10 protein-coding genes are annotated in these 13746 nt (G+C 69.8%); 3 read left to right on the forward strand and 7 right to left on the reverse strand.

Features of this window, described 5'->3' with window-relative positions; all coding sequences use genetic code 11:
• Positions 1–339: 339 nt before the first annotated feature.
• A complete protein-coding gene (locus tag ACZ4FV_RS35745; protein WP_402239561.1) occupies positions 340–2661 on the forward strand; it encodes a M9 family metallopeptidase in 2322 nt (773 codons plus the stop codon).
• A gap of 325 nt (positions 2662–2986) precedes the next feature.
• Here the strand turns inward: ACZ4FV_RS35745 and ACZ4FV_RS35750 are convergent, their stop codons facing one another.
• Positions 2987–4045 (reverse strand): hypothetical protein, encoded by a 1059-nt coding sequence (locus ACZ4FV_RS35750; protein WP_402239563.1) that lies wholly within the window; start codon positions 4043–4045, stop codon positions 2987–2989.
• A 130-nt stretch (positions 4046–4175) separates the two neighbouring features.
• On the reverse strand, positions 4176–4442 hold the full coding sequence (locus tag ACZ4FV_RS35755) for a hypothetical protein (protein ID WP_395860078.1): 267 nt from the start codon (positions 4440–4442) through the stop codon (positions 4176–4178).
• A gap of 675 nt (positions 4443–5117) precedes the next feature.
• On the opposite strand from ACZ4FV_RS35755, the gene ACZ4FV_RS35760 reads away from it, so the two are divergent.
• Positions 5118–5324, forward strand: coding sequence for a DUF6229 family protein (locus ACZ4FV_RS35760; RefSeq protein ID WP_395860077.1), 207 nt, complete (start codon positions 5118–5120; stop codon positions 5322–5324).
• A 505-nt stretch (positions 5325–5829) separates the two neighbouring features.
• Here ACZ4FV_RS35760 and ACZ4FV_RS35765 read toward each other — a convergent pair.
• Both ACZ4FV_RS35765 and ACZ4FV_RS35770 read right to left on the reverse strand, forming a co-directional pair.
• On the reverse strand, positions 5830–7020 hold the full coding sequence (locus ACZ4FV_RS35765; RefSeq protein WP_402239566.1) for a DUF3237 domain-containing protein: 1191 nt from the start codon (positions 7018–7020) through the stop codon (positions 5830–5832).
• Between the two features lie 224 nt (positions 7021–7244).
• A complete protein-coding gene (locus tag ACZ4FV_RS35770) occupies positions 7245–8858 on the reverse strand; it encodes a PucR family transcriptional regulator (protein WP_465324563.1) in 1614 nt (537 codons plus the stop codon).
• A gap of 265 nt (positions 8859–9123) precedes the next feature.
• Here ACZ4FV_RS35770 and ACZ4FV_RS35775 point away from each other — a divergent pair, with 265 nt between their 5' ends.
• Complete coding sequence (locus ACZ4FV_RS35775; protein ID WP_402239570.1) at positions 9124–10239, forward strand: serine hydrolase domain-containing protein; 1116 nt, start codon at positions 9124–9126, stop codon at positions 10237–10239.
• Between the two features lie 105 nt (positions 10240–10344).
• On the opposite strand, the gene ACZ4FV_RS35780 is transcribed toward ACZ4FV_RS35775, so the two are convergent.
• The 3 genes from ACZ4FV_RS35780 to ACZ4FV_RS35790 are packed head-to-tail and all read right to left on the reverse strand — an operon-like array spanning position 10345 to position 13648.
• On the reverse strand, positions 10345–11550 hold the full coding sequence (locus tag ACZ4FV_RS35780) for an ABC transporter ATP-binding protein (RefSeq protein WP_402239572.1): 1206 nt from the start codon (positions 11548–11550) through the stop codon (positions 10345–10347).
• Entirely contained in the window at positions 11547–12653 is a 1107-nt protein-coding gene (locus ACZ4FV_RS35785; RefSeq protein ID WP_395860065.1) for an ABC transporter ATP-binding protein, read from the reverse strand. Before ACZ4FV_RS35785 ends, ACZ4FV_RS35780 begins: the two co-directional genes overlap by 4 nt.
• Entirely contained in the window at positions 12650–13648 is a 999-nt protein-coding gene (locus tag ACZ4FV_RS35790) for an ABC transporter permease (RefSeq protein ID WP_402239576.1), read from the reverse strand. The genes ACZ4FV_RS35785 and ACZ4FV_RS35790 overlap by 4 nt, the downstream gene beginning before the upstream one ends.
• Positions 13649–13746 lie beyond the last annotated feature (98 nt).

Below are 13746 nucleotides of genomic sequence, written 5' to 3' on the forward strand. Positions count from 1 at the left end.
CCCAGGGTCGAGGGCGCAGGGCTGTTCGGCGCGCGGGGGCGGTCCGCCGCACGGGCGTCGCCGCATCTTGTCGGTAACGGACCGCACTTGGGAACACCCCCCGTACGTAGGCCCGTTCGTGCACTCGACCTGAGAGTTGCCGGCGCCCGGCGCCCGGTGCCCAGTCGCCCGACGCACTTCGTCCCACTCGACCTCGCGATATGCGGATGTTTCGGTTGTGGTGGGGCGGCATTCCGCCTCAGGCTCTTCCGGCGCGATGCGACATGTGCCATGTTACATGTCGCATACCGCCAGGCTGCGTTCCCGTACGCGGCCACAACGCTCCGGAGGCCTCCACAGATGCGTCTCTCCCGGATATCGAAGGCCAACGCGCGCAGAATCCCTGCGCTCGGCGTCGCCTTCTGCATAGCGCTCGGCCTGTTCGCGCCGCAGAGCCAGGCCGCCCCCGCCGGCGCCACGACCCCGGCCGGGGTAAGCGCCGCCAAAGCCGCGGCCCCGGCGCCGCGGTCGATCCCGGTCCCCAGGTCACCCCACGCCAGGACCGACAGTTTCGGCTTCAAGATCTCCTCGCAGGAAGGCGCCGAGGAGCTTGCCACGCCGGCCGCCCCGACCGCCGAACCCGCCAACACAGACGGGCAGTTCTCGGCCGCCGCAAACGATTGCGGCGACCTGTCCGGAGTGATCAACTCCTCGGGCGCGGCGCTGATCCAACACCTCAAGGAGCTCCCCGGGGTCACCTGCACCTACCCGCTGTTCAACCTCACCGGGGAGACCGCAGGGACGGCCTTCCGCGAAGCCAAGATGGTCACCGTCGCCGACGCGCTGCGCGACACCTCCGCGACGTACCCGGGCAACAACACCACCTCCATCGGACAGTTGGTGATGTTCCTGCGCGCCGGCTACTACGTGCAGGACAACAACGCGGACGCCGTCGGCGACTACGGCCCGGCGCTGGACACCGCGGCCCGCGGCGCGCTGGACGCCTTCTTCGCCTCCCCGCGCAGCAAGGACGTCACCGACGCCAACGGCGAGACCCTCAACGAGGTCGTCACGCTGATCGACAGCACCCACACGGCCGGCCGGTACGCCGGCGTCGTCAAGTGGCTGCTCGCCGGCTACGGCGGCACGTGGCCGAGCCGGATGACCCTTGCCGTGGAGCACGTCGAGTGGGTCGTCGAGAACGGCTTCAAGGCCAAGAACGACGGCCGCGGCTGGCGGGCCGCCCTCAAGGCCGACCCCGCGATCCTCGACACCTGGTCCGACTTCATCATCCGCAACAACACCCAGCTGAACCGCTTGGACGTCGTCAGCAACGTCGGCCGCTTCCTCGGCTACGCCCTCGACGTCCCCGAACTCAAGGACCGGGTCCGGCCACTGCTGAAGGACCTGATCAACCGCTACCCGAACGTCGGTCCGACCGCGCCGCTCACCATGAACCTGGCCTGGTACACGCGCGAGTTCGACCGGAACAACTGTGCGGCGTACGCCATCTGTGACCTCGCCGACCGGGTGCTCCCCGTGGTCCTGCCGATCCGGCACTCCTGTAACCCGAACCTGAAGTTCCGTGCCCAGGACATGTCCCCCGGGCAACTGGCCACCACCTGCAACAGCCTGATCAACCAGGACGCCTATTTCCACCGGGTGATCGGCGACAAGGGCGCGATCCCGGGTGACGTGAACACCAACCTCGAGGTCGTCGCGTTCGACGACTACACCCAATACGCGCTGTACGCCTGGGCCATCTACAACGTCGACGTCGACAACGGCGGCACATACGAGGAGGGCAACCCGACCCAGGCCGGCAACCAGGCCCGCTTCATCGCCCACGAGGCGGACTGGCTGCGTCCGTCCTTCGAGATCTGGAACCTCAACCACGAGTACACCCACTACCTCGACGGCCGCTACAACATGTACGGCGACTTCGAGGCCGGCATGACCACGCCGACCATCTGGTGGGTCGAGGGCATCGCCGAGAACGTCTCGTTCGGCTACCGCAACGAGCGCAACGCCGACGCCATCGCCGTGGCCGGCAACAAGACCTACACGCTCGGCGAGTTGTTCGACACCGTCTACGACCAGGTCGAGGACCCCGACGTCAACTCGGCCCGGGTCTACCGGTGGGGCTTCCTGGCCGTCCGCTACATGCTCCAAGCGCACCCCGCGGACGTCGAGACCGTGCTGGGCAAGTACCGCGCGGGCGACTGGACCGGTGCCCGCACCTTCCTGAAGCAGACCATCGGCTCCCGCTATGACGCAGGCTTCGCCACCTGGCTGACGACCACCTGCGCGACCGACGACTGCGGCCCCCTGCCGGAGGTCTCGTCCACCCCGCTCTGCACCAACGCCGACCCCCGTCAGTTCGACAAGAACTGCCGCCGGGAGAATCTCGCGGCCACCACCGGCAACTACAGCTACCACTTCCTGTACCTGCCCGCAGGTGCGAAGGAGTTGACCATCACCAGCAGCGGCGGCACCGGTAACGCCGACCTGTACTACGGCGGCAGCACCTGGGCCACCACCGGCAACTACCAGGCGAAGTCCACCAACGCCGGCAACGGCGAGACCCTGACGATCGCCGCCCCGCCGTCCGGCTGGGTCTACTTCACCCTCGCCGCCGCGCAGACCTTCGGCGGCGTGAACGTCACCACGCAGTACAAGTGAGCCGGTCCGGCGGGCATCACCGTGCCCCGGTGAACCGGGATCTGTCGGACAGAGATCCGTCGGACCGGGATCCGGCCGGCAAGGCGAGCCCGACCGGTGCGGAACAGCCGGGAATCGGGGCGGCCCAGGCATGACGACGGTCCTTGCCATCCGCAACCGGATGGCAAGGACCGTCGCTCGTGGAAGGGACGGCGGGAACGGCCCCGGACCGCGTGCGTGCGGTCGAGGCCGTTCCCGTTCCTAACGCGGGCCCTCGCTTCGGTGGGGATCGGTGGGCACGTCGGCCGGCCTCGGCGCGCGGGCCCGGGGCCGCGACGATTCGGGTTCAGCCGAGCAGACGGGCGGTACTGTCGGGGCGGTTCTCGAGCATCGTGGCCTCCCACGGTTCGAAGTCGATCCGTCGGCGCGGGCCCCGGGTGTCGGGCGAGCCGGCGGGCCGGGTGAGGACGGCCGCCGCGCACAGCGCGGTGAGTGTGCCGGCGCCCAGGGCGATCGGGCCCCACGCGTCGATCCTGCTCCCGGCGTCGGCGACCAGTCGCGGTACGAGCGCGGTGGCGATCGTCACGCATCCCGCCACCAAGGCGGCCAGGCGTGTGCCGCGACCGGCGCGCACGGCCGTGACCCCGGCCAGGAACAGGCACACCAGACCCGACAGCGCGAACCACCCGGCCGCGTATGGGGGTGTGCGGAACGCGGCGGGGATGGCGCTGCCGAGTGCCAGTCCGGATACCGCCAGGCCCACCGCGGTGGCCCAGCGCAGAGCCGTCCCCGCGACCTTCTCGGTGGCTGTCGACGGTGTCCCGGCCGGTGACGCGGTGGCGGTGAACGCCGGCGGCAGGGGTGGGAACCCGCCGGCATTCCCCGGGCCGACGGGCCCGTTCGGGCGGTGCGGGTCGCCTACTTCGACCGGGCGCCTGCCCTGCTTGGCGTGGGTGGGGTTGCTCAACAGGTCCGCCAGGAGCACGAGGTCGCTCACCGGCCGTGTCATCGCGGCTTCCCGCAGGGCCTCGTCGGCGGCCATTCCGGAACAGTCGCCCAGGATGGCGATCATCCGTGCGACCTCGGGGACGGAGCGATGGGTGGTCGCGAGGCGCAGCAACGTCTCCGCCGCGTTGTCCGGCAAGTCGTCCGTCGTGTCGTGGTCGGGCTCCTCGACCGGGTTGCCCGGTGCCGGGTGCGCGAAGGGATCGGAACGCGGCGTCATGGGCGCGGGGGCGGACCACGAAGGCGCCGCGCCGCTCGGGCGGGTCGGCGGCGAGGCGGGCCGCGGGGGAGCGCCGGGCGGGGGCGTCCAGGTGTCGAAATAGGCGCTCGGCGCGGGGGGTTCGTGATGCCTGGGCAGCGGTGCGGGCGTCGATGGTTCGGGGTCTGGTGCGAAGGTCACGGGGTTCTCCCTGCGCGTGGAAACACGGCCGGACCGCGCCTGTACCGGACACGCTCCCGGTCGCCGGACGAGGGCGTGTACCCGCTTGCGCAATCGCTCAGTCCCGGCCACCGGCGCCCGCCGCGCCGGCCTATCGCGGGTGGGGTGGGTCGGGTTGGGCGGTGGGGTGCTTGCTTTGTGCGGAGTGGGCGGGGTCGCGCAGGAGTTCCGCCAGTTGTACGAGGTCGCTGACGGGTCGTGTCATGGCCGCCTCGCGCAGGACGTCGTCGGCGGCGGATCCGGGGCAGTCTCGCAGGATCGCGATCATGCGAGCGAGGTCGGGGATCGGCCGGTGTGTCGCCGTCAGTCGCAGCAACGTCTGCGACGCGTCGTCCGGGGGCTCATGCGTGCCGTCCACGGACGGTTCTTCGAACGGATTGCCGGACGTTCCCGTCGTCGCGGGCGCCGGCGTGGTCGCTGTCGGGCGCGCGGGGGCGGGACGTGTCAGGGGTGAGGGGGAGGTGGATCGGGAGGGGGTCGGATCCCTGCGGGCCGTGCGTGAGGCGTGTCGTGGAGGGAGGACGGGCGGCCCGGGCGGGGGTCCCCAGGTCTCGAATTGCGCGGTGGGTGTGGTGGGTTCGTGATGCGTCGGCGTCGGTGGCGGTGTGGGTGGTCGAGGTTCGGATGCGAATGTCACGGCACTCTCCCTACATGTGGAAACCGGGCCGGAACGCGTCGGTGCCGGACGCGCCTCGGTGACAGGACAAGGGCGTGTACCCGTATCGACAACCGCTCAGTCGCAGTGGGTTGGCCCGCCGGCTCGCGCAACGTCGATAACCTCCGCCCAGGACGCGTGGGGGCGCGATCCGGTCCGGTGCCGGCGGTCGCCGAGGTATCGGCCGGGCTGAGGGGGACGGTGTGGCGCACGCTGACGCAACGCACGTTCTCCGGGGGTGTTTTCCGCTGTGCCGCGGCGATACGGTGTGGGTTCCGCACCTTGCGCTCCGGACCGGGGCGGCCGAGAGCCGTCCGAGCACCACCGGGTCTTTGCATCGAGAGGTCCGGGCATCCAGGGAAGACGAGAGGTGTCGCCATGCGTACGACATCGCACAGCATCCCCGTCGACGAGATCGTCGCCGCCTGGCGCGCGGGCGCCGGATCACCCCGAGGTATGGAGAACCCGGCCGGTTCCCTCTATGTCGGAGGGTCGGCGACCGAGCGAGGACTGACCGAGATCGACGTCGCCGCCCAGACCTGCGGCACCGTGTGCTCGGTCTCCCGCACCCGCATGTGTTGTTGAGGAATCCGCGTCGATTCGCGGCGTGACGGGTACGGCTCGGGACGAGCGGGCCGGCACGTGAGGATTCGCGATGCGTGGGGCCGGGTCGGACGGTCTGCGAGGTGTTCGGCATCGCGGTGTCCTGCCGGGTTCCGCCGACCGTACGCGGCTCGGACGCGCCCGTCACCGTGCGCGCCGCCGCGACCGGAGTGCCTCGGGGGCCGCGAGTGCCGCCGGCTCGGGGCATGGGGAGGGGCACGGCGACATTGTGGAGACGCCGGCGAGCAGGTGTGTCTTCGGGGCGGCGAACGCCCGCTCGCGGTCGTATGCGAGCACGACGAAACGGATCGGGTCCCGAGCCGACCCGGGTAGCCGGCCCACATCGGGCAGGCCACCCGTCCCACGCGTCCTCCGGGCCGCGTGAGGCCCGTGCGGCCGTGCCGGACCGCGCGCGTCGAACGCCAGGCCCCGCAGCACGCGAGGCCGGTGAGCCGTAGCGGGTCGCGGACGCCACCTCGGGCAGGGTCTAGCCCACCGCGTACATCCTGATCACCACCACGTCGTCCCCGTCCGGGCGGGCCAGGCCGACGAACACGGTCTCGGTGAGGCGGCGGTGGGCCGGGGCGTCGGTGCGGAAGATCGGCGAGGTGCGGTAGTAGTGGCCCTTCTCGGTGACCCGGAGGTCGCCGTCGTACTGGTCGGGGCTCTCCGGTGCGGGGTGGTAGTAGCCGCGGTTGACGATGTCGACGACCGCGCCGTCGTCCGCGCGGATCAGGTAGCGCGCCTCCAGTTCGCAGACTTCGCCGCGCGTGTTGCTCCAGTCGCCGCCGCCGGCCAGCACGGTGCCGGTGAACCAGGGGCCGGCGACCGTGCCGCCGACGATCGGGGTGAACTCGGTTCTCTCGCCGTCGCCATTGCCGATGTGCAGCGTCTCGGCGACGTGGGCGCGGATCTCGAAGGCGAACTCGAGGGCGGGGGTGAAGGTCATGAGGGTTCCTCGCCCTGGGGCAGGCAGGCCAACGAGGCCACCGCGGGTCTGGCGCACTGTCGAGGTTGCCGGAGCGCGGCGGAAGGAGAGGCGCTGTGCCGGGCGGTGGTGAGCAAGTTCCCCGACGGCAGCGGGAAATGGTGCGCCAGGGCCGTATTTGGCGTGGCCGGCACCGCCGACGTCGCAGTCTCGTGCAGGACTGCGAGCGAGAATTGGACATTCCGCGGACGGCGGACGAGAAAAGTCATCGTCGCTCGTCGCGTGGGCGCAGCGAAACGGCCCGCTGGGAGTGGGTCTTCCGGCGAGCCGTTTCGGCCGAATCTGTACGTCGGGTCGGATCAGGCCTTGGCCTGACCAAGCCATGGAGTCACAGTCCCAGGCGACGTTGTCCTCGGTCAGGCAGGCTCGGAACCAGACCGTGGCACCTTCGGGGAAATCCTTGTTGAAGGCCTTGACGCTGCCTTTGCCGCCGTTGTTGACCAGCAGCGGATAGGCGTAGGAGTCGTTGATCCGGTACTGGACGGCCACGCCGTGGCTGTCCGTGGCCAGGTCCTGGGCGTAGAACCAGTCGCCGTCGTGATCGAACCACACCTTGCCGGTGGCGGTGCTGCCCGTATACACGTAATCGGTGTTGTTCGTCCCCGCGTTCGCCGATCCGGCGCCCGCGATCATGCCCGGGCTCATGGTGATCGCACCCAGGCCGACGACGAGCTTGCGCTTGTGCTTCATGGGACCTCTTTCCGGCCGTACCTTGATCACGACGGCTCGAAAAGGATGTTCTCCGTGGCCGAAAAACGCCACTATCCAGAAAGTGCGGGTGCCCTCGCGCCTTTCGGATGAGAGGGAATCGAAACGAACGCGATACCCGACCCCGGCACCGCCACCACCGCGTGTCCGGCGACCGGGTCGCCCCCGCGACCCGGTCGTGAAGCAGGCCCGGTGATGGCGACCGTTCACCAGCCGAGTTGGTCGCCGAGGCGCAACCGCAGCCACAACACCAGGCGTTCGTCCGGGTCGGCGAGATCGAAACCGAAGATTTCGCCGGCGCGGGAAAGGCGGTAGCGGATCGTGTTCGGGTGCACGGACAGCCGATGGGAGGCGGCGGCGACATCGCCGTTGGCGTCCAGGTAGGCGAGGATCGTGGGCGCATAGGTGGTGCCGTGCTCGACGTCGTGGGCGCGGACCGCCGGCCCCAGTCCGCGGGGGAGCACCTCGTGCGTGGCCAGCATCTGGGCCAGTGCGGACAGCGTCGCGCCCGCCCACACCTCGTCGATCGTGGCCACCTGGCACGGCTCCGGATCACCCGGCCGCTCGGAGAGCGCACGCAGGACGAGATCCGCGTCGGCGCGTGAGCTCACGATCGAGCGCAGCCCCTCGACGATCGAGCCGAGACCGGCCCGAACGGGCACGCGGAGCGCGCTGTGGGCCCGCCGCGCGATATAGGCGACGAGTTCCCGGTGCGCGTCCGGCGAAGGCCCGCCCGGCAGCAGCGCATAGACCGTCGCGTCGATCAACGCGCAGCCGTGCCTGCCGTAGCGCGCCTCGCAGTGCAGGCTCACCAAGTCGGCGAGCCGGGTGGCCGCGTGTGCCGTGAGTACATCCTCGGCATCGACCGAGGCGACGGCGAATGCGGCCACCGCGACGGGCAGGTTCGGGTCCAGGCCGAGCTGTGGCGCCACCGCGGTGACGCTGCTCGGGTCGGCGAGCAGCCGTCGCAACAGGTCGGCGTACCTGCGCCGGACGGCGGATTCCGTGGTCCGGGCCGCGAGCAGGTGCAGCGCGACGTTGTCCGCCACATCGGAAAGGGCCTGTTCGGCAACGGAGTCCAACTGTTCCCCGGCATTGACGACCCAGATCGAACCCAACACCTCGTTTCCCACGCGGACCGCGACACCGAGACGAGGAAGACCCCCGGCGACGGCGGCGAACCGACAGGTGCGCTCGACCTTGGTGAGCACCCGGTACTGCTCGTCGTACTCCGGGCCCTCCGGCACCTGGAGGCCGAGGATGCCCTGGCGACGGCCCTCGTCGACGGCCTGGCCGGGCAACGTCGAGTAGGCGAGGATGCGCCGGTGCGGATCCTCGATCACGGTGGCTCCGCCCACCATCCCCGCGATCGCGTTGGCCAGCGCGAACAGATCGCCGACGGCCGGGGCACCCGCGGCCTGCCCGAAGCGCACCGTCGGGGTGAGAGCCGAGGAGATCATGGCATCCAAATGGTGCCATGCCACGGCCTCGTCCGCGGCAAGCAGCACGATGCCGGACTGCCGGGCGGCTTCCACGAGTTGGGTGACCGGCTCGCCGAAACTCTTCACCACCAGACAGGCGTACCCGGCCTCGGCCGCCGAGGCGACCAACTCCATCGCCTGCGCTTCGACCATCCCCACTCCGACGGCGAGCAGGATCGCGTCCCGGACCGGGGGAAGTGGAAGCGGGGCTCGCCGTTCGAAGATGAGGACGCCCGAGACCGGTACCAGGCTTTCCGGCGGTACGGTCAACGGCCGCAGCAGCGACGAGCCCAACACTTCCAGGACTTGTCCGAGATCGGGAACCCCGGTACCGAGCATCCTCACCTCTTTAGCCAGTCGCACAAAACATTCCGGGAATCTCTGGACGGGTACCGCATGTACCCGGCCGGTCCAGACGCCACGCTGTCCGCATGCACAATCCAGCAAACGTGCGGCGGCCACCCCCGGCGACCGTACCCCCCACCGCCCCGTGCAGCGCAACCCACCGCGACCGCCCCCGCCGTCCCTCGTACGGCGGCCGTCTGTCCCGGCACCGGGCGCCATCGATTCCGCCCCACGGATCAGTACTGCAGAAGGAGAAAGTATGCGATACAGGACGAGTGCCGTCGTGGCCTTGGCGTGCGCGGCCTCTCTGGTGACGGTGCCTACGCAGGCAAGCGCGAAGGCGCAGTGTGACAGCAAGCCCATCCAGACGGCTCTGAAGTCACTGGAGGGTATCGGCGCCTCGGGCATCAGCGTGACGGTGAAGAGTCCGAACTGCGGCGTCCGGAACGGCGGTGTCGGACTCGCCGACCTCAGAACGGGCCGCAAGGCCGTCGGCAACGAGCACAGCCGGATCGGCAGCAACACCAAGACCTGGACGGCCACGGTCGTGCTTCAGCTCGTCGGCGAGGGCAGGATCGGTCTCGACGACACCGTGGACGACTATCTGCCCGGCCTGATCCGCACCAAGCTCTACGACGGGCGCACCATCACGATCCGGCAGCTTCTGCAGCACACCAGTGGCCTGCCCGATTACCTGGACGCGCCGTTCTGGGAGGACGAGGACGAGCACCGCTGGGATCACATCGAGCCCTTGCAGACGGTCCGGCAGGCGCTCGGTCTGCCCAGGCCCGACCGGACGGCGGACGGCTTCGCCTACTCCAACACCAACTACAACCTGGTCGGCCTGATCGTCACCAAGGTCACCGGCCGCGGCATCGGCACCGAGATCAAGGAACGCATCATCAAGCGTCTCGGTCTGTGCGAGACCTCATGGCCCGGCGATCGCACCACGATCCCCAAGCCGGACCTGCGTGGCTACGGGGAGCGCGGATCCACTCTGGTGGACCTGACGGAATGGAACACCTCGGAGGCCGACGCGTCGGGCGCGCTGATCTCCGACGGTGCGGACACCACCGCCTTCTGGACCGCCCTGTTGAGCGGGAAACTGCTGGCTCCGGCCCAACTGGCCGAAATGAAGAAGACCGTTCCCGACGACTTCCCGGGCGAGCGCTACGGCCTGGGAATCGAGCGCCACGAGCCCGCTCCGGGTCTGGTCGTCTGGGGACACAGCGGCAGCGTGGCCAGCGGCCACAAGTTCAGGAACGCCGTCACCGACGACGGCCGACGGGCGGTGACCCTGCTGATCGGCTCGGAGAAGTTCGACTCGGACAAGGTGGACTCCATCATGGGCAAGCTCATGCGCGACCTCCGCTGACTCCACTGACGGTGACCATCGAATCCGGGCGGCTCGAATTCGGACGAGCCGCCCGGACCGACGACCGGCCGGTTCCCGTGCCATCGCACGGGAACCGGCCGGTCCTCACCTTCCGGCCGTACCCGCGGCACCGTGCCCGCCGGGTGCGGCCGGCTTCGTGGTCCGCTGCGCGGCCGACAGCAGGACGGTGTCCTGCGGGGCCTGGTCGGCGAAGTTCTCCGGGTGGTGGCAGGCCACCCGCTGACCGGGCCGCAGCTCCTGGAGAGGCGGCTCGCCGGTCGTACAGATCCGCGTCGCCTTCCAGCACCGGGTGTGAAAGCGGCAGCCACCGGGTGGGGCGATCGGCGAGGGCATGTCGCCCTCGAGCAGGAGGCGCTCGCTCGCGGCGTGTCTGCGCCGCGGGTCCGGGATCGGGACGGCCGACATGAGCGCCTTGGTGTACGGGTGCATCGGCGCCTTGTAGAGCAGGTCCCGGTCCGCGAGTTCGACGATCTTGCCGAGGTACATCACCGCGATCCGGTCCGAGACGTGCCGGACGACGGACAGATCGTGCGCGATGATCACGTAGGTCAGGCCCAGTTCCCGTTGCAGGTCGTCCATGAGGTTGACGACCTGGGCCTGGATCGAGACGTCCAACGCGGACACCGGCTCGTCCGCCACCACCAGCTTCGGCCGGAGGGCGAGTGCGCGGGCGATACCGATGCGCTGCCGCTGCCCGCCGGAGAACTCGTTCGGGTAGCGGTTGTAGTGCTCGGGGCTGAGGCCGACCACCGACAGCAGTCGCTGTACCTCCTTCTTGATGCCGCCCTCGGGTTCGACGCCCTGGAGCCGGAAGGGGGCGCCGATGATCGTCCCGGTGGTGTGCCGCGGATTCAGCGACGAGTACGGGTCCTGGAAGATCATCTGCACGTCGCGGCGCATCGGGCGCATGCCACCCACACCGAGGTGGGTGATGTCCCTGCCCTCGAACTCGATCGTCCCCGCGGTCGGTTCCAGCAGCCGGGTGATCAGCCGGCCCATCGTCGACTTGCCGCAGCCCGACTCGCCCACGACGCCGAGGGTCTCGCCCGAGCGCACCTCGAAGTCGATGCCGTCGACCGCGCGCACCGCGCCGACCCGGCGCTGGAAGAGGCCCTTGCGGATCGGGAAGTGCTTCCGCAGCCCGGTCACCCTCAGCAGGATCTCGCCGGGCGCGGCGTCCTGGACGAGGGTGGCCGCGCCGCCGGTCACGGCCGGGCCGAGATCACCGGCCTGCCCGCCGTCGCCATGTGCAGGGATGCTCACTGCGCTCTCCTCCGCGTTCTCGCTCACAACCTCGGCGCAATCTCTTCGATCCAGATCCGCTCCCGCTGCTCCGGTGTCATGTGGCAGGCGGCCCAGTGCCTGTTGCCGACCTCGGTCAACTCGGGGCGGACCGTGCGGGTGACGTCCCCCTTCGGCACGTCCGCGTACGGGCAACGCGGGTTGAATGCGCAGCCGGACGGGAGGTTGATCAGGGACGGCGGGGAGCCCTTGACCGGGATCAGCCGCGCCTGCTGCTCGCGGTCCAGGCGCGGCATCGAGCCGAGCAGGCCCCAGGTGTAGGGGTGCCGGGGCTCGTGGAACACCTGCTCCGCCGGGCCTCGCTCGACGCAGCGGCCGCCGTACATCACCAGGATGTCGTCGGCGAGTTCGGCGACGACGCCCAGATCGTGGGTGATGACGATGACCGCGGAGCCGAACTCCTTCTGCAGGTCCCGGATGAGGTCGAGGATCTGCGCCTGGACGGTGACGTCGAGGGCGGTGGTGGGCTCGTCCGCGATGAGCAGTTCGGGGTTGTTCACCAGGGACATCGCGATCATCGCGCGCTGGCGCATGCCGCCGGAGAACTCGTGCGGATAGTTGTCCACCCGCTTGTCCGGCTGCGGGATGCCCACCCGGTCGAGCATTTCGACCGCCCGCCTGCGGGCGGTCTTCTTGTCGACGTCGTGGTGGATCCGGTACGCCTCGACGATCTGTTGGCCGATCGTGTAGTACGGGTGCAGCGCGGACAGCGGATCCTGGAAGATCATCGCCATCTCGCGGCCCCGCAGCCTGCGCACGTGGTCGGGTCCGGCCGACAACAACTCGGTGCCGTCCAGCCAGATCTCGCCGGAGATCCGCGCCTTGCGCCTGCCGTACCGGCCGGTGGTGTGCAGGCCCATGATGCCGAGCGAGGTCACCGACTTGCCGGAGCCCGACTCGCCGACGATACCGAGGGTTCTGCCCCGCTCCAGGCGGAAGCTCAGCCCGTCGACGGACTTGACCAGGCCGTCGTCGGTGGGGAAGTGCACCTTCAGGTCACGCACTTCCAGGAACGCACTCGGGGCGGGCGAGGCGGCGGCGGGCCCGCCCGCGACCCTGCTCCGGTGGAGCCGCTCGCCGATTTCGGTCATGTGAGCCTCACTCTGGGGTCGATCACGGCGTACAGGACGTCCACCACGAGGTTGGCCAGGAGCACCGAGAGGGAGGTGATCAGGACGACGCCCAGAATGACGGGCAGGTCCTGGTTCCTGATGGCGTTCAGCACGGCCTGGCCCAGGCCGGGCAGATTGAACGTCGACTCGGTGAGGATCGCGCCGCCGATGAGGGCGCCGAGGTCCATGCCCAGCATGGTGAGGATCGGCGTCATCGTGGAGCGCATGGCGTGCTTTCCGATGACGGTCCGCTCCCGCAGGCCCTTGGCGCGCGCGGTACGGATGTAGTCCTCGCCCAGCACCTCCATCATCGTGGCGCGGGTGATGCGCGCGTACATCGCCGCATACAGGAAGGCGAGGGTGATCCACGGCAGGATCATGCCGCCGAACCAGTCGCCCGGGCTCTCCGCGAGCGGTACGTACTGCGCGTCGAACCACTTCAGCCCGAACGCGAAGGTCGCCAGGGAGAGCATGCCGGTGAAGTAGATGGGGAGGGACACGCCCGCGAGGGCGACGACCATCGCGCCGCGGTCCCACAGGGTGCCGCGCTTGAGCGCGGAGAGCACCCCGGCCGCGACACCGAAGGCCAGCCACAGCACGGCGGCGCCCAGCGCGAGCCCCAGGGTCACCGGGAAGCGGTCGGTCAACACCGGCCAGACGGCCTGTTCGCTCTTGAACGAGTAGCCGAAGCACGGCGCTGAGCAGTGCACGACATCGCCGCCGGTCGCGTAGGTGCGGCCCGTGAGGATGCCCTTGAAGAACTCCCATGCCTGGAGGTGGATGGGGTCGCTCAGACCGAGCTTCTCCCGCACGGCCTCGACGGCTGCGGGGTCGGCCTGCTTGCCCACGAAGCTCGCGGCGATGTCGACGCCCACCCATTTGGGGACGAGGAAGAAGATGCCGAAGACCACCATGATGATGACCACCAGCATCACTGCGGCGGCGAACAGCCGCCTGATGAGGTAAGTGAGCACAGCTAACGGCCTGCCGCGGATCGCGGGCCGCCGGGGCTTCCGGCGGCCCGCGGTCACGCCGCGCCGGCCTTCACCTGCCTTTCGTGCCGTTCGGCGGG

This window comes from Embleya sp. NPDC025285 (assembly GCF_055558835.1).